The following is a 22,957-nucleotide window of genomic DNA, read 5'->3' on the forward strand; positions in this document are numbered from 1 at the left end:
TTCGCCTTAACTCCGCCGTCCCTTGGAGGGACGATCACATCAAACCCGTCGTCCCTCCAAGGGACGATCTATATCAAACAATGTCTTCCGACTGCGCCAGTTCCGCCAGTCGACTGTCATGGTCCGCCTTGAGAGCGCGTAAGCGTTGTTGCTCAGCGAGATTTTCCTCGCTGACGTCATTTCTGAACCGCCTCGTAGCCTCCGCCAGCGCCGTTTCCAACTCCGGTCCCTGCGCCATCACCCGGATGGCTTCCTCCAGATCGCGCGCAAGGCGATCGGGATCGGTTGCCATCCTGTGAGGGGTGAGTGTGAACGTGTCGGCCCGGAGCATCCCCTTAGCCATATTATACACTTCACCTTGCCCCAATATGGTAAGGAGGGCCTGCGTTTCAACTGTTTCTTTTCGGAAGGACGCGGCGATCATCGCCGCAAGCAACTGGGCGAGCATCGGGTCGCCGATCTGGAGGCCCGAAAGCGCTTCCCGATGCGGCGCGATCTGGGCCGGGTGCCGCAGCAAGCCGGCGAGGATAGCGCGCAGCAGCCGCTGCTCCATGCCGCTCGCGCCGATCGCGCGTGCCTCGGTGCCGGCGGACGGGATGGGCGGTTTCCAGTTGCCGCGCTTGTCGCGTTGCCAGCGGCCGCCATCCCCGCCGCCGCGCGCTTGCCTTTGCGCCGGGGCGTTGTCGCGCCGGGCGAAGAAGCGGGCGTCATAGCGTTCGCGAAATTCATGGGCGTAGTGGGCGCGGACGTCGGAATGGGCGATCGCGTCCGTTATGGCGCGAAGCCGCTGCTTGAGCGCGGCCTTCTGTTCGGGCGTGTCGAGCGGCATGGCGCTCAGTTCATGACTCCACAGCCGTTCGATCAGCGGCTCTGCCGCTTTGAGCACCGCTTCCATTGCCTCCGCCCCGCTGGTGCGGATCAGGTCGTCGGGATCCTGGCCGGGCGGCAGCGTCGCAAAACACAGGCTATGTCCGGGGCGCAGCAGGGGCAGGGCGCGGGTGGCGGCGCGGATCGCGGCCTTCTGCCCGGCAGAATCGCCGTCGAAGCATAGGATCGGCACTTCGACCATTTTCCAAAGCCGCTCGATCTGATGTTCGGTCAGCGCGGTGCCGAGCGGAGCGACTGCGTCGCTGAAGCCGGCCTGCGCCAGCGCGATCACGTCCATATAGCCTTCGACCACGATCACCCGCTCGGTCTGGCGGCTGGCGGGGGAGGCGCGGTCGATATTGTAAAGCGTGCGGCCCTTGTCGAACAGCGGCGTATCGGGGGAGTTCAGATATTTTGGCTCGCCCGCGCCCAATATACGGCCACCGAACGCAATGACGCGGCCACGAATGTCGCGGATGGGCAGCATCAGGCGGCCGCGGAAGCGATCATAGCTTTCGCGTTTCTTGGCGTTGCCCTGCTCCAGTGCTTCAGGATCGATCAGCAGTCCGGCCTCGACCAGCATCGGCTCGCCAAATTCCTTGAGCGCGCTCTTCAGACGGCCGCGCCCGTCAGGGGAGAAGCCGAAGCCGAAGGCCCGGCGGATGGCTTCGCTGATGCCGCGCTTTTGCAGATAGGCGCGGGCATCGCCACCGTCGATGCCGCCCAGTTGCTCCTCGAAAAATGCCTGCGCCGCCGCCATGGCGTCATGCAGGCCCTTTGCCTGTTCGGCGCGCCTGGCGGCGCGTGGATCGGCGGCGGGGACGTCCATGCTGGCGGCTTGGGCCAGTTCCTTCACGGCCTCCATGAAGGGCAGGCCGCGCTGGTCGGTCATCCAGCGGATCGCATCGCCATGCGCGCCGCAGCCGAAGCAATGGTAGAAGCCCTTTTCATCGTTGATCGTGAAGCTGGGCGTCTTTTCGTTATGGAAGGGGCAGCAAGCCTTATATTCGCGGCCCGCTTTGGTGACCTTTACGGTCTTGCCGATGAGGGTGGAGAGCGATGTGCGTGCGCGCAGTTCGTCCAGCCATTGGGGGGTGAGGGTCATGCCGTTTAAAGCCCCTCCCTTCCAAGTTCAAACGAGTCACGCGCCTCGTTTGAAGGGTTGGGGTGGGTGATCTTCTGCCTCTCAGGCAGCACGCTTGCTCGATCCAGGATGGCCGTCAGCACGCCGTCCAGATTGTCACGAATGTCGGCATTGGAGAAACGCAAAACCAAATAGCCCTGATTGGCGAGATCGAAGTCGCGATCCTGGTCCTTGATCGCATCATGGCGATCATCATCGACTTCCACGATAAGGCCGATGAGAGGGCACAGAAAGTCGCATATATAGGGGGCGATGACAGCTTGGCGGCGGAATTTGAAACCGTGTAACTGCGATGCCCGTAATTTGCCCCATTGGCGTCGTTCATAGTCGGTGGGTTCCCGGCGCATCTCGTGCGCATATTGGCCGAGTTTTGCATTGATGCGTAGCGCCATCACCCACCCCAACCCCTCCCTTGGAAGGGAGGGGCTTTCTATGTCAGCCCTGCATCATCCTGTCACCCCAGCGCAGCCTTCACCAGCCCGCTGGCCTTGCTCATGTCGATCACGCTGCCATGGCGTTCCTTGAGCACGGCCATCACCTTGCCCATGTCCTTCACGCTTGCGGCACCGACCTCGGCCTTGATGCCCTCGATCGCGGCCTTCGTTTCCTCTTCGCTCAACTGCGCAGGCAGGAAGCCTTCGATCACGGCCAGTTCGGCCTGTTCCCTCGCCGCCAGTTCCTCGCGGCCGCCGGTCGTGAACATCTCGATCAATTCGCGGCGCTGCTTGACCATCTTCTGCAACACTTCGACCACGATGGCGTCGTCGTCCGGCACATTGGAGGCGGTGCGCAGTTCGATGTCGCGGTCCTTCAGCTTCGCCAGGATCAGGCGGACGGCGGCCAGCCTTTCCTTGTCGCCGGCCTTCATGGCGGTGACCTGGGCGCTCTTGATGGTATCGCGAATCATCGACGCATTAATCCTGTTGCTTGCGGAAAGGAGCAGATATAGCGCCAAAAGAGATTTTTAACAGACGTTGACCTTGCGGGCGTGGGGGCATAGGTGACCGGCCGTTTAACCCGCACCAGACGGGTTCCCGCAAAAGCATAAAGGACCGACCGCCATGGCTGACGCCAAAACCCTTACCGTGCCTAAAGGAGCGACAGGGGTCGTGGTTTTCGCCGATGGGTCCGCGGTATTTGGCCGCGGCTTCGGCGCGGTCGGCGAGGCTGTGGGCGAACTGTGCTTCAACACGTCGATCACCGGCTATCAGGAGATCATGACCGATCCGTCCTATGCCGGGCAGATCATCAATTTCACCTTTCCCCATATCGGCAATGTCGGCACCAACCTAGACGATGTCGAGGCGGATCAGCCCTATGCGCTGGGCTGCATCGTGCGCGAGGACGTCACCGCGCCGAGCAATTTCCGCAATGTCGAGCCGTTCGACCAATGGATGGCCGAAAATGGCCGTATTGGCCTCGCCGGTGTCGATACCCGCGCGCTGACCCGCCTGATCCGCGTCAAGGGCGCGCCCAATGTCGTGATCGCCCATGATCCCGACGGCGCGTTCGACATCGCGGCGCTCAGCGCAAAGGCGGCGGGCTGGCCGGGGCTGCAGGGCATGGACCTCGCCATCGCAGTCACCGGCAAGGAAACGCGCCTGTGGAAGGATGGCGGCTGGACGCTCGGCAAGGGCTATGATGTCGACGCCACCGACGCGCTGGAGACAGTCGCGGCGGGCTATCCGGCGAGCGATGCGGAGGGCAATGCGCTGCTGTTCGATCAGCAGGATCTGCCGACCCCCGCGCCGCGCCCGCATGTCGTGGCGATCGATTATGGCGCGAAGAACAATATCTTCCGCAATCTGGTGAAGGCCGGCGCGCGCGTGACCGTGCTGCCCGCGACGGCGACGTTCGAGCAGGTGATGGATTTGCAGCCCGACGGCGTGTTCCTGTCCAATGGACCCGGCGATCCGGCCGCAACCGGCGCCTATGCCGTGCCGGTGATCGCGGCGCTGCTGACCGAGAATGTGCCGATCTTCGGCATTTGCCTGGGCCATCAGTTGCTGGGTCTGGCTGTTGGCGCGAAGACGATCAAGATGCATCAGGGGCATCGCGGCGCGAACCATCCGGTCAAGCGGCTGGACGACGGGCTGGTCGAGATCACGTCCATGAACCACGGCTTTGCCGTGGATGCCGCCACGTTGCCAGCCAATGTCCGCGCGACCCATGTGTCGCTGTTCGACGGCAGCAATTGCGGGATCGAGCTGACCGACAGGAACGCCTTTTCGGTGCAGTATCATCCCGAAGCCTCGCCGGGGCCGCAGGACAGTTTCTATCTGTTCAAGAAGTTCGTGACCGGCCTCAAAGGATCGGTCGCGGCGTGAGCCAGAACCTCCCCCCCGTCGATGAAGCGCGCCTCGCCGCCGAGTGGGAGGCGGACAAGGACGTTCTGGCCAACCTCGCCGCCAATGGCGACGTGGCGCGGATCGCGCGGCCGGTGGACGTGTCCTTCCGGGGCAGCGAAAAGGATTTCGAGCGGCTGCTCACCATCGCCAGCCAGTTCGGCTTTGTCGAACTGGACCGGGAAGAGGATGAGGAGGGCGACCTGTACCTGTTCCTGGAATGCGTGCAGCCGGTCGACGAAGCGTCGATCCGCGCCCTGACCAAGAAATGCCTCCAGATCGAAATCCTCTGCGGCGTCGAATATGACGGCTGGGGGTGCGAGGCGCAGGCGGGGGGCGTGCATTGATTTTCGATTGGCTCTTTCTCCATTGGAGGGGCCTATTAGTATGTTTGATAGTCTTGTTTTTGATTGCCTCGCTGGCAGCCAAATTCGTCATCGACTATCGTGCGGTTGCCGCATTTCGTGGAGATGATCTCAGATATTTTAGGTACTGCGCGACCAGTTGGATGTGTGACCGGATCATCAAGAGAGCAGAGCCTCTGGGATGGGAATTGATCAAACGTGAGGATGCTGGAAATCGCTGCGAGTATATAGTTTTCAAAGCCAATGATGATGCGGCGCCGCTCTCACAGCTTTTGATCAAACTTCACTGGTCGGGTTTTCCGATCAAGCCACAACCTCTGCAACTGGATTGCGAAAAGCCTGATGCCTAAAAGAACCGACATCTCCTCCATCCTCATCATCGGCGCTGGTCCGATCATCATCGGCCAGGCGTGCGAGTTCGATTATTCGGGCACGCAGGCGGTGAAGGCGCTCAAGGAAGAGGGCTATCGCATCATCCTCGTTAATTCCAACCCGGCCACGATCATGACCGACCCGGAATTTGCCGACGCGACCTATGTCGAGCCGATCACGCCCGAAATCGTGGCGAAGATCATCGAGAAGGAGCGGCCGGACGCGGTGCTGCCGACCATGGGCGGGCAGACGGCGCTGAATACGGCGCTGGCGCTGTTCAATGATGGCACGCTGGAAAAGTACGGCGTGCAGATGATCGGCGCGGACGCCGAAGCGATCGACAAGGCGGAGGACCGGATCAAGTTCCGCGACGCCATGGACAAGATCGGTCTGGAATCGGCCCGCTCGCGCATCGCGCATACGATGGAAGAGGCGCTGGAAGGGCTGGAGTTTACCGGCCTGCCGTCGATCATCCGCCCCAGCTTCACCATGGGCGGCACCGGCGGCGGCATCGCCTATAATCGCGACGAGTTCATGACGATCGTGCGTGGCGGGCTGGATGCGTCACCCACGACCGAAGTGCTGATCGAGGAATCGCTGCTCGGCTGGAAAGAATATGAGATGGAGGTCGTGCGGGATCGCAACGACAACTGCATCATCATCTGTTCGATCGAGAATGTCGATCCGATGGGCGTCCATACCGGCGACTCCATCACCGTCGCCCCGGCGCTGACGCTGACCGACAAGGAATATCAGATCATGCGCAATGCATCGATCGCGGTATTGCGGGAAATCGGTGTCGAAACAGGCGGTTCCAACGTCCAATTCGCAGTGAATCCGAAGGATGGCCGTCTGGTCGTGATCGAGATGAACCCGCGCGTGTCGCGCTCGTCCGCGCTGGCGTCCAAGGCGACGGGCTTCCCGATCGCCAAGGTCGCGGCGAAGCTGGCGGTGGGTTATACGCTGGACGAGATCACCAACGACATTACCGGCGCGACGCCTGCGTCGTTCGAACCGACGATCGATTATGTCGTGACGAAGATTCCGCGCTTCGCCTTCGAAAAGTTCAAGGGCGCCGAGCCGCTGCTGGGCACCGCGATGAAGTCGGTCGGCGAAGTCATGGCGATCGGCCGCAACATCCACGAATCGATGCAGAAGGCGCTGCGCGGTCTGGAAACGGGGCTGAGCGGCTTCAACACCGTCGACCATCTGGTCGGCGCGCCCAAGGACGATATTGTCGCAGCGCTCGCTGCCCCGACGCCAGACCGGCTGCTGGTCGCCGCGCAGGCGCTGCGCGAAGGCTTAAGCGTTCAGGAAATCCACAATATCGCGAAGTTCGATCCCTGGTTCCTGGAACGGATCAAGGAAATCGTGGACGCGGAAGGCGAAGTGCTGGCCAACGGCCTGCCGCGCGACGCGGACGGGATGCGGCGCCTGAAGGCCATGGGCTTTTCCGACAAGCGGCTCGCCTGGCTGGCGCTCAAGTCCGCCAATCTGGCGGGCAACGAGCGCGGCATCGCGCGCGGATCGGGCCTGATCCACGAAGCGGTCGTCGCCATGACTGGTGGCGTTACCGAGGATGAGGTCCGTGCGCTGCGCCACAAGCTGGGCGTGCGTCCGGTGTTCAAGCGCATCGACACCTGCGCCGCCGAGTTCGAGGCCAAGACGCCCTATATGTACTCGACCTATGAAGCGCCGATCTTCGGCGAGGCCGAGAATGAATCCGCGCCGACGAACCGGGAGAAGGTCGTGATCCTGGGCGGCGGGCCGAACCGGATCGGGCAAGGGATCGAGTTCGACTATTGCTGCGTCCATGCCTGCTTCGCGCTGAGCGATGTTGGCTATGAAACCATCATGATCAACTGCAATCCCGAGACGGTGTCGACGGACTATGATACGTCTGACCGCCTCTATTTCGAACCGCTGACGGCCGAGGATGTGCTGGAAATCCTGAGCGTCGAAATGTCGAACGGGACGCTTAAGGGCGTGATCGTCCAGTTTGGCGGCCAGACGCCGCTCAAGCTGGCGCAGGCGCTGGAAGATGCGGGCATCCCGATCCTGGGCACCAGCCCCGACGCGATCGACTTGGCCGAAGACCGCGAGCGGTTCGCCGCGCTGATCGACAAGCTGAAATTGAAGCAGCCCGCCAACGGCATCGCGCGCAGCCGGGAAGAGGCGATCGCGGTCGCCAATCGCATCGGCTACCCCGTCCTGATGCGGCCCAGCTATGTGCTGGGTGGTCGGGCGATGGAGATTGTCGACGGTCAGGCGCAGCTTGAGGAATATATCACCACGGCGGTCAAGGTGTCGGGCGACTCGCCGGTGCTGATCGACCAATATCTCCGCGACGCGATCGAGGTCGATGTCGATGCGCTGTGCGATGGCGACGATGTCGTCGTGGCCGGCGTGTTGCAGCATATCGAGGAGGCGGGCGTCCATTCGGGCGACAGCGCCTGCTCGCTGCCGCCCTACAGCCTGTCGGACGACATCATCGCGGAGATCGAGCGCCAGACCGAAGTGCTGGCGCACGCCCTGTCGGTGCGCGGCCTGATGAACATCCAGTTCGCGGTGAAAGACGGCGTCGTTTATCTGATCGAGGTCAATCCCCGCGCCAGCCGCACTGTGCCCTTCGTCGCCAAGGCGATCGGTACGCCCATCGCCAAGATCGCCAGCCGCGTGATGGCGGGGGAGAAGATCAAGGATCTGCCCAGGATCGACCGCAACGCGATTGACCATGTGGCGGTGAAGGAAGCCGTTTTCCCCTTCGGCCGCTTCCCCGGCGTCGATCCCGTGCTGTCACCAGAAATGAAGAGCACCGGTGAAGTCATGGGAATCGACAGCAATTTCGCGATCGCGTTCGCCAAGGCGCAGATCGGCGCGGGCACCCTATTGCCGACCAGCGGCACCGTGTTCATCTCGCTCAAGGACAGCGACAAGCCCGTGATCCTGCCCGCCGCGCGCAAGCTGGTGGACATGGGCTTCAGGCTGATCGCGACTGGCGGCACCGCTCAATATCTGGAAGAACAGGGCATCGCGGTGCAGCGGGTCAACAAGGTTGCCGAGGGGCGGCCGCACATCGTGGACAAGATCACCGACGGCGACGTGCAATTGATCTTCAACACCACCGAAGGCTGGCAGTCCTTGAAGGACAGCAAGGCGATCCGCACCAGCGCGTTGCGCCAGAAGGTTGCGAGCTTCACCACGGCCGCCGCGAGCGTCGCTGCGGCCGATGCGATCGAGGCTTTGCGGGGTCATGCCCTTGAAGTGCGCTCGCTCCAGTCCTATTATCCCCTGTCGCAAGCCTGATCCCCTGCACAAGGAAGCATGCTGCGGGTGACCCGACGTTCGGGTCGCCAAAGGGAAGTTTTGACGAAGGATTTGCACTCATGGCGACCGTCGAGAAGATGCCGATGCTGCAGATGGGCTATGACAAGCTCAATGCGCAGCTCCGCGAACTGAAGGCCGAGCGGCCGCTGATCGTGGACGCCATCGAAGAAGCGCGCGCGCACGGCGATTTGTCCGAAAACGCCGAATATCACGCCGCGAAGGAACGGCAGGGCCAGGTCGAGGCAACGATCAACGACTTGGAGGACAAGCTGTCCCGCGCCCAGGTGATCGACCCCACGACCCTGTCGGGCGACAAGATCGTGTTCGGCGCGACCGTGACGCTGCTGGATGAAGACGACAAGCCGGTAAAATACCAGATTGTCGGTCAGGCCGAAGCCGATGCCAAGCAGGGCATGATCAGCTACAACAGCCCGCTGGGCCGCGCCCTGATCGGCCGGACCGTCGGCGAGGATGTGGAAGTGTCCGTGCCGGCCGGGGATAAATTCTACCAGGTCGACAAGATCGATTTCATCTGACCGTGAAACTGCCTGCTGGCCGACTGACCAACGGGATCGCGGCGATCACGGTCGCCGCCTTCCTGCTGCTCTATCTGACGGGACAAGTCGATAACGCTGCGATCGTCGGCGGCTTCATGCCTGCGCGGCTGGGCGATCCGGCGCTGCTGGAGGGCATGGCGGCGGTGCCGGTCTGGCTGACGCCGCTTAGCTGCACCTTCATCCATGCAGGCTGGCTGCATATCGGCTTCAACATGTTAATGCTGATATTTTGTGGTCGGCAGGTCGAACATGTGCTGGGCTGGGGCGGGACGCTCGCCCTTTATGTCGTCGGCGCCTATGGTGCCTGTCTGGCGCAATGGGCGATCGATCCGGGATCGACCAATCCTATGGTCGGCGCCAGCGGCGCGATTTCCGCCATCATTGCGCCCTACGCGCTGCTCTACAGTCAGCAGCAGGTTCGCGCAATCGGGCAACTGTCGGCCAATCTGGTGCGGCTGTTGTGGCTGGCGGGCGCGTGGATCGCGGTACAGTTGATGATCGGGCTGGCGAGCGGGGCGGGGATGAGCGAACTCGGCCAGATCGCGATCGCCGCGCATATCGGCGGCTTCCTCGTGGGGCTGGCCCTGACCCGGCCGCTATTGCGCTGGCGCTTCAGGAAAAAGCCGCGAGCGGTGCATTAAAGGACAAATATGTCCGCTTCGAACGAAGCCGAGAAGTGGTCGGCCCAATGCCCCCTTGTCTGGCTTCGTTCGACACGAACGGATTGGATTTTCCGGTCAGGCGGCCGGAAGTTCCGGTTCTAGCAGGCGGTGCAGATGTACGATAACATAGCGCATCTCGGCATCATCGACGGTGCGCTGCGCCGCGCCGCGCCAGGCCTTTTCGGCGGATGCATAGTCGGGGAACACGCCGACCAGATCGACCTTGCTGAGATCCTGAAATTCAAGCGTCTGCGGATCGGTTACGCGACCGCCCATCACCAGATGCATTTTGCTCATGGCGTTATCTATTCTCCTTTGGATGAACCGCAACCCTAGCAGGGCAGCGCGGTCCATCCAAGGGGCACGAAAGGCTGAACAGATTGCGTTCGGCGCAGGAGCGATTAGCTTTTGGGCAATCGCGCCTTGATCGCATCGCTCAGCGCATCGACCTTCGCCGCCACAAGAGCAGTCACTTCATCGGCGAGTTTTGACGCCTTGGCCGGCAGGTCGGCCGATGCCACGCTGTCGCGCGCATCCGATGCTACGTCGGTTGCGACGTGCAGCGCGTTAGTGGCCCCTTGCTTCACTGTCTCGGCGCCTTCGGCAGCGGCGGCGCGCGCGGCGACGGCCGCCTCCAACATGCGCGAGCCTGCGGTCATGGCCAGGCCCGGCAACGCCTTCATGGCGGCACGGCTCTTGGGGAACATCCAGGCGACGACTGCGCCCACGGCGACGGCGCCGGCCACGGCGACGATCGGATGCTCCTGCACGATCTCATTGGCGCGGGTGGCGACGCGCTGGGTCTTGTCGCGCGCTTCGCCATAGGCTTCGCTTGCCTTGTCGCGGCTGGTCTGGATCAGTTCGCCGGCGCTTTCGCGCGCCTTTTCGCCGGTATCCTTGATCCGGTCGGTGGCGGTCGCTGCGGCGTCGTTCGCCGCTTCACGAACGCGGGTCAGTTGGGCGCGGATATCAGCCATCGTCATTCTCCGAATTATCTGTCTGGGTGTCTTGGAAGCGAACGTATAGCCGCCGGAAAAGTGCCGCCAGCGGACGTCGCGCAAGAAATAGCCCGAAGGCGGCGGCCGCTGCGCCAATTGCGACGGGCCTCTGCTGCGCTTGCGCCGCCACATTCGCCATGCCGTTCAACATTGCGTTGCTCGCCTTGTCCTTCACATCCTGTTTGAGCCGCGCGGGCGCGACGCGCGCCTTGGCTTCCTTCGCCGCCAGGTCCAGGCGTCCACGCGCGGCATCTGCGCGTTCGCAAGCTTGGCGATAGCGGGTTTCCAGGTTCATGGCGCGATCGCCTTCTTCATTCGCGTAATACAGCCCTTGGCCGCCAGCAGTAGCAGCACGACAAGGATCAAAGCGCCGCTCACGACGATGAGGGTCGCCCAGAGCGGCGCCATCAGTTGTGCCAGGGCGATCGTCAGCCCCACCAGCAGCGCGATTATGCTGGCGAAGGCCAGCATGAGCGCTACCATCCCGAAGATCGCGGCATTGCGCACGCCGACGCCGATAATGCCTGCACGCAGCTTCTGCTTTTCCGCTTCGGCCGCGGCATAGGCGCGGCCGTCGGTGTAGAGGCGCGCGAACACTTCACGCACGCTTTCATCGGGCGCGCCGTCGGGCTGCCCATCGGTGCGCGGCGTCACCGCCGTATCCGCTGGCTCGTCAATCAATTGGCCCTCCGTCCCGCCGTGCAGGATCGTGCGTCGGTCAGGAAATGCGCGTCTGCATCAGGCCTTGTCATCCGATCCCTTGGCCAGACGCATCAGCACGAAGCCGACCACTGCCGCCGCGCCGATCGCCACCGCCGGGCTCTTGCGCACGAAATCGCGGGCTTCACCCAGCAACTGGTCGACATCCTTGGCATCGAGCGTGTCGGCCGCGCCAGCGACCGACTCAGCGGCCTGACGGGCATAGTCGCCATATTGCGGGCCGAGCTTGGAATCGACGGTGCCGGCGGTGTCGGCGATCAGTTTCGCCAGACTCTGCAAGGTCGTGCCGGTCTTGTCCTTGGCGACGCCGGCGGCGGACTTGGCGGTCTTGCCAGCCTGTTCCTTAATGGGGTCGATATGCGCCTTCCAATCGACTGCGTTCAGCTTGTCGGCAGCGGCCTTGGCGGCCTTTTCGGCTTGCGCCTTGATCGGGGCGATCTGCGCGGTCCAGCCATGGGCGGCGGCACCGTTGCCCGGCTTCTTGGCGGCAGGTGCCTTGCGCGTGGCGGCTTTCTTGACCGGTGCGGCCTTGACCGCAGGGGCCGACGGCGTCGCGATGGCGGGCTTGGCGGCCTTCGCCTTCACCGGCTTGACGGCTGCCGTCTTCTTCACGCGCTTGATAGGCGGGGTTCCCGGTGTGTCGGCCATGGTCCTCTTGTCTCCCTTTCAAATACGGCATGGCGGCCGCCAAGGCCGCGGGCATCATGGTTCAAATGCATCGCAGCGGCCTACAGTTCCGTTGCCGTTACATTTTCGACCATCGGCATTTTTTGCATCTGCGCAACCCCCCGCATTGCCATTGGAGGAGGCGCTGGCTAAGCGGAGCGCGCATTCCCGGCCACAGGCCGCCCGTTACGACCGCAAGTGCAGGAGCGATCATGACCGCCATTCTCGACATTCACGCCCGCCAGATTCTCGACAGCCGGGGCAATCCCACCGTCGAAGTCGATGTCATGCTGGAAGACGGCAGCTTCGGCCGCGCCGCCGTGCCGTCGGGCGCGTCGACGGGCGCCTATGAAGCGGTGGAAAAGCGTGACGGCGACATGAGCCAATATCTCGGCAAGGGCGTGCTGGCCGCTGTCGCCGCGGTCAATGACGAGATTGCCGGCGAGCTGATCGGCCTGGATGCCGAGGACCAGGGCGAAGTCGACGCCGCGATGATCGCGCTCGATGGCACGGAAAACAAGTCGCGCCTGGGCGCCAATGCGATCCTGGGCGTGTCGCTTGCCGCCGCCAAGGCGGCTGCCGATGCGCGCGGCCTGCCGCTCTATCGCTATGTCGGCGGCGTGTCGTCGCATGTGCTGCCGGTGCCGATGATGAACATCATCAACGGTGGCGAACATGCCGACAACCCGATCGATTTCCAGGAATTCATGATCATGCCGGTGGGGGCGGACAGCATCGCCGACGCCGTGCGGATCGGGTCCGAAATCTTCCATACGCTCAAGAAGGGCCTGCACGACAAGGGGCTGGCGACGTCGGTCGGCGACGAGGGCGGCTTTGCCCCCAACATCGCGTCGACCCGCGACGCGCTGGACTTCATCATGCTGTCGGTCGAGAAGGCGGGCTACAAGCCCGGCGACGACGTCGTGCTGGCGCTGGATTGCGCCGCGACCGAATTCTTCAAGAATGGCAAATATGAGATTTCGGGCGAGGGCCTGTCCCTCTCGCCGGTCGAAATGGCCGACTACCTCGCTGCGCTGTGCGCCGACTATCCGATCAAGTCGATCGAGGACGGCATGAGCGAGGATGATTTCGAAGGCTGGAAGGCGCTGACCGACAAGATCGGCGACAAGGTCCAGCTGGTGGGCGACGACCTGTTCGTCACCAACCCCAAGCGCCTGGCGATGGGCATCGGCAAGGGGCTGGCCAATTCGCTGCTGGTCAAGGTCAACCAGATCGGCACGCTGACCGAAACGCTGGCCGCCGTCGATATGGCGCATCGCGCGCGTTATAGCGCGGTCATGTCGCACCGGTCGGGCGAGACGGAGGACGCGACCATCGCCGACCTCGCCGTCGCCACCAATTGCGGGCAGATCAAGACCGGTTCGCTCGCCCGTTCGGACCGGCTCGCCAAATATAACCAGCTCATCCGCATCGAGGAAGAACTGGGCGATATCGCCGTATATGCTGGACGTTCGATCTTCCGCTAAGCATCGGGAGACTCGGCTGGCCGCAAGCGACGCATTTTTCGCTTGCGGTCGGCCTTTTCCTGTGATTCTTCTGGTCCATGGCGCATATCGCTAAACTTCGTCTCCTCCTCTGGTCGGCCATCGGCCCCGCGATCGCGCTGCTTTTGCTGCTGTTCTTCGCGGGCTATGTCGTGCTGGGGTCCAACGGCGTGCTCGCCTGGGGCGATTATTCGCGCCAGTTGCAGGCGGCGAAAACGGAATTGAAGCATGTGCAGGCGGCGCGGGCCGAACTGCACAACCGGGTCGACCTGCTCAATCCGCGCCGCGTCGATCCCGATCTGTCGGACGAACTGATCCGCCGTCAATTGGGCGTTATCCATCATGATGAAGTGGTCGTGCCACTAAACTGAGCCCGGTCATCCTGCGCAGGCTCATGAAATGATTTTGCGTTGAAAATGCCGTCTCGGTAATTTTGCTGCGAGCCTTGCGAGGCCACCCTCGCAGATGCGCTCCGCGTCATCAATTTTTGGCCGCAGCTATTGGTTCTGCCCGGATTCCGCGGGGTCCGCCGTTGCAATATATGCAACTCTGCCGCTATATCGGCCTTCCTTCCATCCTACCCCCACGCAAAAGGATAAGAGCCTTGGCGAAACCAACGACGCCGCGTCCTTCACGCGCAACGGCAAAGGCGGCTGCACCCGCTGCCGGCGCGGACCATAACCGGCCTCGCCCCCAGACCCCGACCGATTACAAGGCCAGCAAGGACGAACTGCTGGAATTTTATCGGCAGATGGTCCTCATCCGCCGCTTCGAGGAAAAGGCCGGCCAATTGTACGGCCTGGGCCTGATCGGCGGCTTCTGCCACCTCTATATCGGTCAGGAAGCGGTCGCGGTGGGCATCCAGTCGGCATTGAAGCCCGGCAAGGACAGCGTCATCACCGGCTATCGCGATCACGGCCACATGCTTGCCTATGGTATCGACCCCAATGTCATCATGGCCGAACTGACCGGCCGCGAAGCCGGCATTTCGCGCGGCAAGGGCGGTTCGATGCACATGTTCAGCGTCGAACATAAATTCTTCGGCGGCCATGGCATTGTCGGCGCGCAGGTGTCGTTGGGCGCGGGGCTGGGCTTTGCGCATAAATATAATGGCGATGGTGGTGTGTGCGTCGCCTATTTCGGCGACGGCGCGGCCAATCAGGGCCAGGTCTATGAATCCTTCAACATGGCCGAACTGTGGAAGCTCCCGATCATCTTCGTGATCGAGAATAACCAATATGCCATGGGCACCAGCGTCAATCGCTCGTCGGCGGAAGACCAGCTTTATCGTCGCGGCGAAAGCTTCCGCATTCCGGGGCTTCAGGTCAACGGCATGGACGTGCTGGCCGTGCGCGGCGCGACCGAAGAGGCGCTCAAGTGGGTGCAGGAGGGCAATGGCCCGATCCTGCTGGAAATGAAGACCTATCGCTATCGCGGCCACTCCATGTCCGACCCGGCCAAATACCGGTCGCGCGAGGAAGTGCAGGCGATGCGCGACAAGTCCGATCCGATCGAAGGCGTGAAGAAATATCTGATCGAGGCCGGCGTCAGCGAGGACGACATCAAGGTGATCGACCAGGATATCCGCAAGACCGTCGCCGAAGCGGCCGATTTCGCGGAAACCTCGCCAGAGCCTGAACTGTCCGAACTCTATACCGACGTGCTGGTGGAGCAATATTAATGGGTATCGTAATCAAGATGCCGGCGCTCTCGCCGACGATGGAAGAGGGCACGCTGGCCAAATGGCTGGTGAAGGAAGGCGATGAGGTCAAGTCCGGCGACATCCTCGCCGAGATCGAGACCGACAAGGCGACGATGGAATTCGAAGCCGTCGACGAGGGCAAGATCGGCAAGATCATGATCGCCGAAGGCACCGAAGGCGTGAAGGTCGGCACCGTGATCGCCGAGATGGCGGGAGAGGGCGGTGAAGAAGCCGCGCCGGCGCCCAAGGCCGAAGCGCCCAAGGCGGAAGCCGCGTCAGCGCCCAAGAAGGCCGAAAGCGGCACGTCCAAGCTGGCTAGCGACGTCAAGGCGTCGGTCCAGGACCCCGCCATTCCGGAAGGCACCGAGTTCGTCAAGACGACCGTGCGCGAAGCGCTGCGCGACGCCATGGCCGAGGAGATGCGCAAGGACGAGCGCGTCTTCGTGATGGGCGAGGAAGTTGCGGAATATCAGGGCGCCTATAAGGTGACCCAGGGCCTGCTCGACGAATTCGGCGACAAGCGCGTCATCGACACGCCGATCACCGAATATGGCTTTGCCGGCATCGGTGCGGGTGCGGCGATGGGCGGCCTGCGCCCGATCGTGGAGTTCATGACGTTCAACTTTGCCATGCAGGCGATCGACCACATCATCAACTCGGCCGCCAAGACCAATTACATGTCCGGCGGCCAGATGCGCTGCCCGATCGTGTTCCGCGGTCCCAACGGCGCGGCGAGCCGCGTCGGCGCACAGCACAGCCAGAATTACGGTCCCTGGTATGCCGCCGTCCCCGGCCTGATCGTCATCGCACCTTATGATGCCGCCGACGCCAAGGGCCTGCTGAAAGCCGCGATCCGCTCGACCGACCCGGTCGTGTTCCTGGAAAATGAACTTCTCTACGGCCGCAGCTTCGACGTGCCCAAGCTGGACGATTATGTCCTGCCGATCGGCAAGGCGCGGATCATGCGTCCGGGCAAGGATGTGACGCTGGTCAGCTATTCGATCGGCGTGGGGCTGGCGCTGGACGCGGCGGAAACGCTGGCGGGCGAAGGCATCGACGCCGAAGTGATCGACCTGCGGACGCTGCGGCCGCTCGACACCGCGACGGTGCTGGAAAGCCTGAAGAAGACCAACCGCCTGGTGGTGGTGGAAGAAGGCTGGCCGACCTGCTCGATCGCGTCGGAAATCGCTGCCGTGGTCATGGAGCAGGGCTTCGACGATCTCGACGCCCCGGTCCTGCGCGTCACTAACGAAGACGTGCCGCTGCCTTATGCCGCGAACCTCGAAAAGGCCGCATTGATCGACGCGAGCCGCGTCGTCGCGGCGGCCAAGAAGGTCTGCTACAAGTAGGCACGCATCAAAAATGAGAATGAAGGGCGGCTGGAAAGGCCGCCCTTTTCATATCAGCTGCAGGATGCGGTGGCCGATGTGGCGAGATTGCCGGCATTCTTGATCGCCTGGTCGGTTCGCTCGCGCACGTTGAAGGCGCTGGTATAGCGGATGATTTTCGCGCCGAAGATCGAATTGGTGATCAGCGGCTGATAATTATAGGCGACCTCCACGAACATCACTGCGGTACCGCTGGCGGCCGACACTTTCGTCGCGGCCGTCGTGCCCGGTCCCATGCCATTGGCCATGCTGGCCGTGGTGGCGCCATCACCGGCCACGCCATAGCTGGATGTGAAGGTGCCGGAGCCCCAGCAACGCTGCCAGCGGATATATTGGCCGGCGTTCGCACCCGTCTTGCCGTTAGGCTCCAGGTCGGAGAGGAATATCCGGCCATTGGCTTTCAGGCCCAAGGAGTTGGTCGACAGGTCGGCGCCGGTCATGATCTCATTGATGTCCGCTTCGTCGATCGATGTCCGCACGCGCGCGGCATTGTCGGCGACCAGCATCGCGACCTGGCTGACGCGCATATGCGCCAGCGCCAGGTTCGCGCATTCCAGGCCAGCCATGCACAATATGACCAGCACCGGCAGCGAGAAGGCGAATTCGATGAGCGCCAGGCCGCGATCGTCGCGGCGCAGCCGGTGCATCAGGGCGGTGAGGCGGGGGCGTGCCGACATCATGAGCATCGGATCGTCGGCGTGCCCTGGTTCGCCCAGGGCTGGTTGCGGACGATGGTGGTGGCGGTGGCGGACTGGGTCGCGCTCCAGCCCAGCAATTTCGCCATCGGGAACAGGCGCGGCATCGATATGGTGACTTCATAATAGACGATGTCGTCGGCGCTGCCGAGACCGGTCGATCCGCCCGCGGCGTCATAGGCGCCATTGCCGTTGGCGTCCTCATAACAGTCGCCCGCATTATAACTGCCCAATGGTGCGGTGTCGGTGGTGATCTTCTCCGGCTTGCCCACGCGTGAGAAGTTATAATAGCTTTTCTTGATCGTGGAGGTGGTGCCGTTCTTGGAGTTGATCGCGGCCATTTGCGCCTCGATATAGGTGTCGATGTCGGTGCTGTTGAGCGTCCCGACCGATGCGGAGCGGGACGCCTTCTCCAACACGCCACGCGTCACCGCGCGCAGATAGGACTGATAGCCCAGATCGCCGATCGCCATGATGGTCAGGATCAGCGGCCCGGCGACCAGCCCGAATTCCAGCAGCGTCGCGCCGCGCGCATGAGCGCGCAGGCGAGCGAGGAAGCGGCCGATCCGACCGATCATTGCGACAGCCTCAAGCCGCCGATATTCTTGGCGATGTCCTTGAACTTCTGACGCAGCGTGGACGGCTTATAGGCCATGAACCAATGGTTGCTGCTGTTGGCGCAAGTCTGCAACTCGGTGTCGAGCATCGTCGAATCGGCGGTGCCTGCCGGCGGTTGATCCTTGAAGCCGACGACCCAGATGGTGATGCCCTTGCCCTTGACCGCGTTGCACAGCATTTCCAGCCGCCGTTTGTGGATGGCGGTCAGATCGCTGTTACCGGTACTGGCTGCGGCTACGCGCGCGTCCAGCTTCTGATAACCATAGGCTCCATAGACTGCATCATAGGCGCTCATATCGCCGTCTGTCATGAAGATGATGTGGCGCGAGATGTTGAAGCCATTGGGTGCGGCGCCGTTGTCAGTCGCGAAGATACCCGTCGGCGACAGGAAGCGAGCACCCCAGATCATGCCGATGTCGTGATAGGTGCCGCCGATCGCTATCAGGCCATCGACATAGCTGTCGAAGCTGCTGGACATGCCGGTCGGCACGGCTGTGCGGCTGGAATAGCTCGCCAGCTTGCGCGCCTTGCTGGGGCAGGCATTCCAGCCGCCGGTGCCGGAGCGATAGTCGTTATTGCGATTGTCGTTTAGCCAACGGCCGCTGCGATCGAACTCCACATCCGGCCAATGGGGGCGCCATTTGGTGGCGGTGTTTGTGGGCGCGGTATCGATCTGCAGGTCGTAGGCGCCATTCGGGATGGCAGTTGTGGAAGTCGTCGCGGTTATGCTGCTGTCGGTATCGCGTTCCTCGATGCAACCGGCCCATGTGTTGGTCGCGGACACGGTCGTGCCGTTGGCGTCGGTGGTCGCCCCGGTCACGGACGTCGGATTGGTGGTCGCATTGCCGGTGATGTAATTCGACACGTCGAGCGGATATTGCCCATATTGCCAGCTATATTGCGGCGTCTGGGTCACGGTCGTGCTACGCTGTTCGGTGTAGCTGTTATATGTGACGGAGGTCCAATCCTTCCGGTATTTATTGCTGGAATAATAGCAGCTGCCGTTGGTGTAGTTGATGCCGGTGGTGACGCGCGTTTCCGTTCCGGTGGTTGTGATCACCCCGTTGCCGTCAGTCGTGGACGGATTGGACGAATTGCTACTGGTGGAAGTGACGGTATCCGAGCGGTCGTTGGGACAGGTCCAGCGATCGCCGACATCGGTCCCACTGCCGTTGGTCGTAGATCCGGACGTTTTGGTCCAGCTGCCATAGCTGGTGGAACTGGTGTAGCTACTGATGTAGCGGCGGCGGGTCTGGTAATTCCAGGTTTCACCCGTGGTTCCACCTATTAAAGCGCTGGCCGGCAACGAATAACCTACGTTCACGGTCGAACTATAGGGCATGAAGCCGTAGCGGATACGCCCGGTCGTGTCGGACCCGGCGCCCAGCGTATCGTAGAAATCCTTCACCGCCAGCTTGAGCGCGGCCAGCCGCGTCATGACGGTGCCGTCGGTATCGGTCATGTTGCTGGACATGGACCCGGTGGTGTCGAGCACCAGCATGACGTCGGTATTGCCGATGTCGAACCGGCTTTCGCATGTCACGGCGAGCGGGAGGGTCTGATAGCCGAAGATCTTCATGATGGTGGTCGGCATGGTCGTTTCCGCCGTCACCTGCACCGTGGTGGTTTCGCCCGGCTTGCTCTGGATCACGGGGACGAAGGTCGCAGCCTGGAAAGTATTTTGCGGGAAGTTGAAATCGAAGAATTTCTTCGCTTCATCCTTGTCGGCCTGGCTCATGGAGGAACCGGTCATGGCGCGGCGCCCCGCCAGCGCGGCGGCGTCGCAGGCCTGCTGCATCCGGGCGCGCGCCATATAGGCGCGGCTCATGTCGAGTCCGCCGCCGATCAGCGCCGCGAGCGGGATGATCGCCGCAGCGACCATCGCCATGACGTTGCCCGCCTGGTTGCCCGCCAGCCGCTTCAGGAAGCCTTGTCGATGCTCTTCTGTCTTGCCCATTTGCCTGCAATCACCCATGTCGCGCCCGAGACCCCCCACATATGGGTTGGGCAGCCTGTCCGCCTATGCAGGCGCACTCGTTAGAATGTGTATGAGGAAGATGGTTAAAGGACCGATAACCTGCGTAGTCCTTGTCACGACGGGAGTCGCCCGATGAGCCTTGACGAAGACGCCGTGCCGCCGTTCGGCGCGGTGCTGGCGGCCCATGCCGGCGGTGGGCAGGCGGCGCGGCATCGTGCGCTCTGGGCGTTCGATGCGCGGCTGGCCAAGGTCGCGCGCACCACCAGCGAGGCGATGATCGGCCAGATGCGCCTTGCCTGGTGGAATGACGTCATCGCCGATTCGGCCGGCATCAAGGGGCAGGGCGAACCCGTCGTCGATGCGATGCGGGCGACGGGAGCGATCGGTTCGCCGGGATTGGTGGCGGTGATCGATGGCTGGGAAGTGCTGGTGGTCGAGCCGGACATCGACGTGCAGGGGCTGCGCGACTATGCGACGGGACGGGGCGGGGGATTGTTCCGGGCGCTGGCCGATGCGGCGGAGATGCCGCACTGGCTGGCGGCGGCGGGGCAGGTTTGGGCGCTGTGGGATCTGGCCGGGCATGTTGGGGACAAGGCGCTGGCGGAAGCGGCGCTGGCTCTGGCCTCCGAGTTGCTGCCGCAGGTTGACGGCGCGCGCTGGCCGCGGGGATGGAAGCCGCTGCGGATCGCCTTCACCCTGGCGCGGCAGGATGTGCAGGCCAGGCGGGGCGCGCTCAGAGGCATGCCGCGGGCGCTGGCGGGACGGTTGCTGCGGATCGCGCTTGTCGGACGCTAGTCGGTCGGGATAGGCTGGCCGCCTACGGACTTGAGGAGGGCGGCATGGGGCGATTGCTGGCGGGTGGCATGGCGGCGCTGCTGCTGGTCGCGGGCGGCCTGTTCTGGTGGCAGGGGCGGGCGGACAATGCGCCGGTGCCCCAGCTTGCCTCCGCCCCGCCGCCACCGCCGGAGATGGAGGCGCTGCCGGAGGGCGATCCCGATGCCGTCGGCGACGCGCCGCCGATGCCCGGTGAGGCCAGTCCGCAGAGCCGCGAGCAGAAGCGCTTCGCCCGCTACGACCGGAACCGCGACGGCGTCATCACCCGTGTCGAGATGATGGGCAGCCGCACCAAGGCGTTCAAGGCGCTGGACAAGGATGGCGACAATCTGTTGTCGTTCGAGGAATGGGCGGTGGCGACGGCGGACCGGTTCGGCGCGGCGGATGCCGACAAGGACGGCAAGCTGACCCCGGCGGAGTTCGCCGCCACCGCGCCCAAGCGGGCGGTGAAGGCGAAGTGTAAATGTTGATCTCAACGGGAATGGGGTAATCAGGCGAGTTCCATCTCCCCCATCCACAGGCCGAAGGACGCGCGGGCGCGGGAGGTATAGGCTTCCTTGCGCTGCTTTTTCTTCACGTCGTCCAAAGTCGGGAACAGGCCGAAATTGACGTTCATCGGCTGATAGTCGGCGCTCACCACATTGCCGGTCACATGGCCGAGCAGCGCGCCCAGCGCCGTGTCGGCCGGCGGCGGGGTCAGGTCGCGGCCCAGCAGTTCAGCCGCGGCGAAGCGCCCGGCGATCAGGCCGATCGCGGCGCTTTCCACATAGCCTTCGCAGCCCGTCATTTGGCCTGCAAAGCGGATATGCGGCGCGCTCTTCAGCCGCAAAGTCGGGTCGAGCAGCTTGGGGCTCTGGATGAAGGTGTTGCGGTGCAACCCGCCCAGCCGCGCGAACTCGGCATTCTGGAGGCCGGCTATGGTGCGGAACAATTCGGCCTGCGCGCCATGTTTCAGCTTGGTCTGGAAACCGACCATATTCCATAAAGTGCCGCTGGCATTGTCCTGCCGCAACTGCACCACCGCATAGGGCCAGCGGCCGGTGCGCGGATTGTCGAGGCCCATCGGCTTCATCGGCCCGTGGCGCAGCGTTTCCGGGCCGCGCGACGCCATGACCTCGATCGGCATGCAGCCCTCGAAATAGGGGGTGCTTGCCTCCCACTCCTTGAACTCGGTCTTTTCGCCGTCGAGCAGGCCCTGGACGAAGGCCTGATACTGGTCCTTGTCCATGGGGCAGTTGATATAATCCTTCCCCTCGCCGCCGCCGGGGCCGATCTTGTCCCAGCGATTGGCCATCCAGCACTGATCCATGTCGATGCTGTCAAAATGGACGACCGGCGCGATCGCGTCGAAAAAGGCGAGATGCTCCATGCCCGCCGCCCGGCCGATGCTGGTGGCGAGCGCGGGCGCGGTCAACGGGCCGGTGGCGACGATGGTCATGCCGTCGGTGGGCAGCATGTCGATCCGCTCGCGCACGATCTCCACATTGGGATGGTCGGCGAGCGCGCGGGTGACGGCGTCGGAAAAGACATGGCGGTCGACCGCCAGCGCGGAGCCGGCGGGCACCTTGGCCGGTTCGGCGCTCGCCATGATGAGCGAGTCCAGCCGGCGCATTTCCTGATGCAGCAGGCCCACGGCATTTTTGTCCGCATCGTCGGACCGGAAACTGTTGGAGCAGACCAGTTCGGCCAGCCCCTCGGTCTGGTGTGCGGGGGTCATGTCGCCGCTCCCGCGCATTTCCGACAAGCGCACGCGGATGCCGGCCTGCGCCAACTGCCAGGCGGCTTCCGTTCCGGCGAGGCCGCCGCCGATGATGTGGACCTGATGATGGGGCATGGTGCGTGTGACTTTATGGCTGTGTGGGGAATGCGGATGGTGCGGGCGTCCGTGGGACATATCGCCGCTTTGGGCAAGGGCTATAGCCGATGGCGGGCGTGTAGGACAGGGCGGGGTTGGGGGCTTTGGGAGTAGGCGACGATTGGCGAAGGCTGCGAAGTTCACACCGTCGCAGGGTTCGCTTTTGCGCGGGTGCGGCTACGCAGGGCGGACTTCGCAATAGGAGGGTTTTTGCGAAGTGGTGTTCGTTTATGTCGAGAGGGAAGTGGCAGAGATGGTGGTCGGGCAGAAAGGGCGCACATCAAACACCGTGATCGGCATGGTCGATGGAACCGCCGACAGTCTCGTGGGTAGGGCTATAGCCGATTCAAAAAAAACCG

General features: G+C 63.2%; 24 protein-coding genes. 12 read left to right on the plus strand and 12 right to left on the minus strand.

The features are described from left to right. Positions 1-73: 73 nt before the first annotated feature. The 3 genes from dnaG to ABT375_RS01585 form a co-directional block, all read right to left on the minus strand. Positions 74-1,972, minus strand: coding sequence for a DNA primase (gene dnaG / locus ABT375_RS01575; protein ID WP_416463874.1), 1,899 nt, complete (start codon positions 1,970-1,972; stop codon positions 74-76). 5 nt (positions 1,973-1,977) lie between these two features. Then, positions 1,978-2,403, minus strand: coding sequence for an endonuclease domain-containing protein (locus ABT375_RS01580; protein WP_416463875.1), 426 nt, complete (start codon positions 2,401-2,403; stop codon positions 1,978-1,980). Between the two features lie 62 nt (positions 2,404-2,465). After that, positions 2,466-2,918, minus strand: a complete 453-nt coding sequence (locus ABT375_RS01585; RefSeq protein WP_416463876.1) for a GatB/YqeY domain-containing protein — start codon at positions 2,916-2,918, stop codon at positions 2,466-2,468. A 154-nt stretch (positions 2,919-3,072) separates the two neighbouring features. Here ABT375_RS01585 and carA point away from each other — a divergent pair, with 154 nt between their 5' ends. The 6 genes from carA (at position 3,073) to ABT375_RS01615 (ending at position 9,618) form a co-directional block, all read left to right on the plus strand. Further along, positions 3,073-4,338, plus strand: a complete 1,266-nt coding sequence (gene carA, locus ABT375_RS01590) for a glutamine-hydrolyzing carbamoyl-phosphate synthase small subunit (RefSeq protein WP_416463877.1) — start codon at positions 3,073-3,075, stop codon at positions 4,336-4,338. Beyond that, complete coding sequence (locus ABT375_RS01595) at positions 4,335-4,703, plus strand: ribonuclease E inhibitor RraB (RefSeq protein WP_416463878.1); 369 nt, start codon at positions 4,335-4,337, stop codon at positions 4,701-4,703. The genes carA and ABT375_RS01595 overlap by 4 nt, the downstream gene beginning before the upstream one ends. A gap of 53 nt (positions 4,704-4,756) precedes the next feature. Next, positions 4,757-5,071, plus strand: coding sequence for a hypothetical protein (locus ABT375_RS01600; RefSeq protein ID WP_416463879.1), 315 nt, complete (start codon positions 4,757-4,759; stop codon positions 5,069-5,071). Further along, complete coding sequence (carB, locus tag ABT375_RS01605) at positions 5,064-8,399, plus strand: carbamoyl-phosphate synthase large subunit (protein ID WP_416463880.1); 3,336 nt, start codon at positions 5,064-5,066, stop codon at positions 8,397-8,399. The genes ABT375_RS01600 and carB overlap by 8 nt, the downstream gene beginning before the upstream one ends. 80 nt (positions 8,400-8,479) lie before the next feature. After that, positions 8,480-8,956: a transcription elongation factor GreA gene (gene greA / locus ABT375_RS01610; protein WP_224549231.1), complete on the plus strand. Its 477-nt coding sequence runs from the start codon at positions 8,480-8,482 to the stop codon at positions 8,954-8,956. Between the two features lie 2 nt (positions 8,957-8,958). Beyond that, the gene (locus tag ABT375_RS01615) at positions 8,959-9,618 is read left to right on the plus strand and encodes a rhomboid family intramembrane serine protease (protein ID WP_416463881.1); all 660 of its coding nucleotides are present in this window, start codon (positions 8,959-8,961) and stop codon (positions 9,616-9,618) included. A gap of 96 nt (positions 9,619-9,714) precedes the next feature. Here the strand turns inward: ABT375_RS01615 and ABT375_RS01620 are convergent, their stop codons facing one another. From ABT375_RS01620 to ABT375_RS01640, 5 genes are all read right to left on the minus strand, one after another. After that, a complete protein-coding gene (locus ABT375_RS01620; RefSeq protein ID WP_416463882.1) occupies positions 9,715-9,936 on the minus strand; it encodes a DUF4170 domain-containing protein in 222 nt (73 codons plus the stop codon). A 104-nt stretch (positions 9,937-10,040) separates the two neighbouring features. Beyond that, positions 10,041-10,616 carry a hypothetical protein gene (locus tag ABT375_RS01625; RefSeq protein ID WP_416463883.1) on the minus strand — a complete coding sequence of 192 codons (576 nt, stop codon included), beginning with the start codon at positions 10,614-10,616 and terminating at the stop codon, positions 10,041-10,043. After that, on the minus strand, positions 10,609-10,932 hold the full coding sequence (locus tag ABT375_RS01630) for a hypothetical protein (RefSeq protein WP_261935034.1): 324 nt from the start codon (positions 10,930-10,932) through the stop codon (positions 10,609-10,611). The genes ABT375_RS01625 and ABT375_RS01630 overlap by 8 nt, the downstream gene beginning before the upstream one ends. Beyond that, on the minus strand, positions 10,929-11,318 hold the full coding sequence (locus ABT375_RS01635) for a phage holin family protein (RefSeq protein WP_416463884.1): 390 nt from the start codon (positions 11,316-11,318) through the stop codon (positions 10,929-10,931). Before ABT375_RS01635 ends, ABT375_RS01630 begins: the two co-directional genes overlap by 4 nt. A gap of 57 nt (positions 11,319-11,375) precedes the next feature. Beyond that, positions 11,376-12,005: a hypothetical protein gene (locus ABT375_RS01640; RefSeq protein WP_224549224.1), complete on the minus strand. Its 630-nt coding sequence runs from the start codon at positions 12,003-12,005 to the stop codon at positions 11,376-11,378. 230 nt (positions 12,006-12,235) lie between these two features. Here ABT375_RS01640 and eno point away from each other — a divergent pair, with 230 nt between their 5' ends. The 4 genes from eno (at position 12,236) to ABT375_RS01660 (ending at position 16,579) form a co-directional block, all read left to right on the plus strand. After that, positions 12,236-13,510, plus strand: a complete 1,275-nt coding sequence (gene eno / locus ABT375_RS01645) for a phosphopyruvate hydratase (RefSeq protein WP_416463885.1) — start codon at positions 12,236-12,238, stop codon at positions 13,508-13,510. Positions 13,511-13,587: 77 nt separating this feature from the next. Continuing rightward, a complete protein-coding gene (locus ABT375_RS01650; RefSeq protein ID WP_224549221.1) occupies positions 13,588-13,899 on the plus strand; it encodes an FtsB family cell division protein in 312 nt (103 codons plus the stop codon). 233 nt (positions 13,900-14,132) lie between these two features. Then, positions 14,133-15,209: a pyruvate dehydrogenase (acetyl-transferring) E1 component subunit alpha gene (gene pdhA / locus ABT375_RS01655; RefSeq protein ID WP_066603179.1), complete on the plus strand. Its 1,077-nt coding sequence runs from the start codon at positions 14,133-14,135 to the stop codon at positions 15,207-15,209. Then, positions 15,209-16,579, plus strand: a complete 1,371-nt coding sequence (locus ABT375_RS01660) for a pyruvate dehydrogenase complex E1 component subunit beta (protein WP_224549220.1) — start codon at positions 15,209-15,211, stop codon at positions 16,577-16,579. Before pdhA ends, ABT375_RS01660 begins: the two co-directional genes overlap by 1 nt. 53 nt (positions 16,580-16,632) lie before the next feature. Here ABT375_RS01660 and ABT375_RS01665 read toward each other — a convergent pair whose 3' ends face one another. Genes ABT375_RS01665 through ABT375_RS01675 form a run of 3 tightly spaced genes read right to left on the minus strand, consistent with a single transcriptional unit; the run spans position 16,633 to position 19,888 of the window. Beyond that, complete coding sequence (locus tag ABT375_RS01665; protein ID WP_416463886.1) at positions 16,633-17,298, minus strand: TadE/TadG family type IV pilus assembly protein; 666 nt, start codon at positions 17,296-17,298, stop codon at positions 16,633-16,635. Then, positions 17,295-17,891 carry a TadE/TadG family type IV pilus assembly protein gene (locus tag ABT375_RS01670; RefSeq protein WP_261935028.1) on the minus strand — a complete coding sequence of 199 codons (597 nt, stop codon included), beginning with the start codon at positions 17,889-17,891 and terminating at the stop codon, positions 17,295-17,297. Before ABT375_RS01670 ends, ABT375_RS01665 begins: the two co-directional genes overlap by 4 nt. Further along, positions 17,888-19,888: a pilus assembly protein TadG-related protein gene (locus ABT375_RS01675; protein WP_416463887.1), complete on the minus strand. Its 2,001-nt coding sequence runs from the start codon at positions 19,886-19,888 to the stop codon at positions 17,888-17,890. Before ABT375_RS01675 ends, ABT375_RS01670 begins: the two co-directional genes overlap by 4 nt. Before the next feature lie 153 nt (positions 19,889-20,041). Between ABT375_RS01675 and ABT375_RS01680 the strand changes: the two genes are divergently transcribed. Both ABT375_RS01680 and ABT375_RS01685 read left to right on the plus strand, forming a co-directional pair. Continuing rightward, entirely contained in the window at positions 20,042-20,704 is a 663-nt protein-coding gene (locus tag ABT375_RS01680; RefSeq protein WP_416463888.1) for a hypothetical protein, read from the plus strand. Positions 20,705-20,748: 44 nt separating this feature from the next. Beyond that, the gene (locus tag ABT375_RS01685) at positions 20,749-21,213 is read left to right on the plus strand and encodes an EF-hand domain-containing protein (protein ID WP_224549215.1); all 465 of its coding nucleotides are present in this window, start codon (positions 20,749-20,751) and stop codon (positions 21,211-21,213) included. Positions 21,214-21,233: 20 nt separating this feature from the next. Here the strand turns inward: ABT375_RS01685 and trmFO are convergent, their stop codons facing one another. Continuing rightward, on the minus strand, positions 21,234-22,577 hold the full coding sequence (trmFO, locus tag ABT375_RS01690; protein WP_416463889.1) for a methylenetetrahydrofolate--tRNA-(uracil(54)-C(5))-methyltransferase (FADH(2)-oxidizing) TrmFO: 1,344 nt from the start codon (positions 22,575-22,577) through the stop codon (positions 21,234-21,236). Positions 22,578-22,957: the final 380 nt, after the last annotated feature.

It is taken from the genome of Sphingomonas sp. VDB2, from assembly GCF_047946695.1.
In the GTDB taxonomy this organism is placed as follows: Bacteria; Pseudomonadota; Alphaproteobacteria; order Sphingomonadales; family Sphingomonadaceae; genus Sphingobium; species Sphingobium bisphenolicum.

Coding starts and splice junctions, on each gene's coding strand:
- ABT375_RS01680 (WP_416463888.1), top strand. CDS start 20,042: ATGAGCCTTGACGAAGACGCCGTGCCGCCGTTCGGCGCGGTGCTGGCG.
- trmFO (WP_416463889.1), bottom strand. CDS start 22,577: ATGCCCCATCATCAGGTCCACATCATCGGCGGCGGCCTCGCCGGAACG.
- ABT375_RS01620 (WP_416463882.1), bottom strand. CDS start 9,936: ATGAGCAAAATGCATCTGGTGATGGGCGGTCGCGTAACCGATCCGCAG.
- carA (WP_416463877.1), top strand. CDS start 3,073: ATGGCTGACGCCAAAACCCTTACCGTGCCTAAAGGAGCGACAGGGGTC.
- ABT375_RS01685 (WP_224549215.1), top strand. CDS start 20,749: ATGGGGCGATTGCTGGCGGGTGGCATGGCGGCGCTGCTGCTGGTCGCG.
- ABT375_RS01670 (WP_261935028.1), bottom strand. CDS start 17,891: ATGATCGGTCGGATCGGCCGCTTCCTCGCTCGCCTGCGCGCTCATGCG.
- eno (WP_416463885.1), top strand. CDS start 12,236: ATGACCGCCATTCTCGACATTCACGCCCGCCAGATTCTCGACAGCCGG.
- ABT375_RS01580 (WP_416463875.1), bottom strand. CDS start 2,403: ATGGCGCTACGCATCAATGCAAAACTCGGCCAATATGCGCACGAGATG.
- ABT375_RS01675 (WP_416463887.1), bottom strand. CDS start 19,888: ATGGGCAAGACAGAAGAGCATCGACAAGGCTTCCTGAAGCGGCTGGCG.
- ABT375_RS01650 (WP_224549221.1), top strand. CDS start 13,588: ATGGCGCATATCGCTAAACTTCGTCTCCTCCTCTGGTCGGCCATCGGC.
- ABT375_RS01630 (WP_261935034.1), bottom strand. CDS start 10,932: ATGAACCTGGAAACCCGCTATCGCCAAGCTTGCGAACGCGCAGATGCC.
- greA (WP_224549231.1), top strand. CDS start 8,480: ATGGCGACCGTCGAGAAGATGCCGATGCTGCAGATGGGCTATGACAAG.
- ABT375_RS01625 (WP_416463883.1), bottom strand. CDS start 10,616: ATGGCTGATATCCGCGCCCAACTGACCCGCGTTCGTGAAGCGGCGAAC.
- ABT375_RS01660 (WP_224549220.1), top strand. CDS start 15,209: ATGGGTATCGTAATCAAGATGCCGGCGCTCTCGCCGACGATGGAAGAG.
- ABT375_RS01640 (WP_224549224.1), bottom strand. CDS start 12,005: ATGGCCGACACACCGGGAACCCCGCCTATCAAGCGCGTGAAGAAGACG.
- carB (WP_416463880.1), top strand. CDS start 5,064: ATGCCTAAAAGAACCGACATCTCCTCCATCCTCATCATCGGCGCTGGT.
- ABT375_RS01665 (WP_416463886.1), bottom strand. CDS start 17,298: ATGATGTCGGCACGCCCCCGCCTCACCGCCCTGATGCACCGGCTGCGC.
- ABT375_RS01585 (WP_416463876.1), bottom strand. CDS start 2,918: ATGATTCGCGATACCATCAAGAGCGCCCAGGTCACCGCCATGAAGGCC.
- dnaG (WP_416463874.1), bottom strand. CDS start 1,972: ATGACCCTCACCCCCCAATGGCTGGACGAACTGCGCGCACGCACATCG.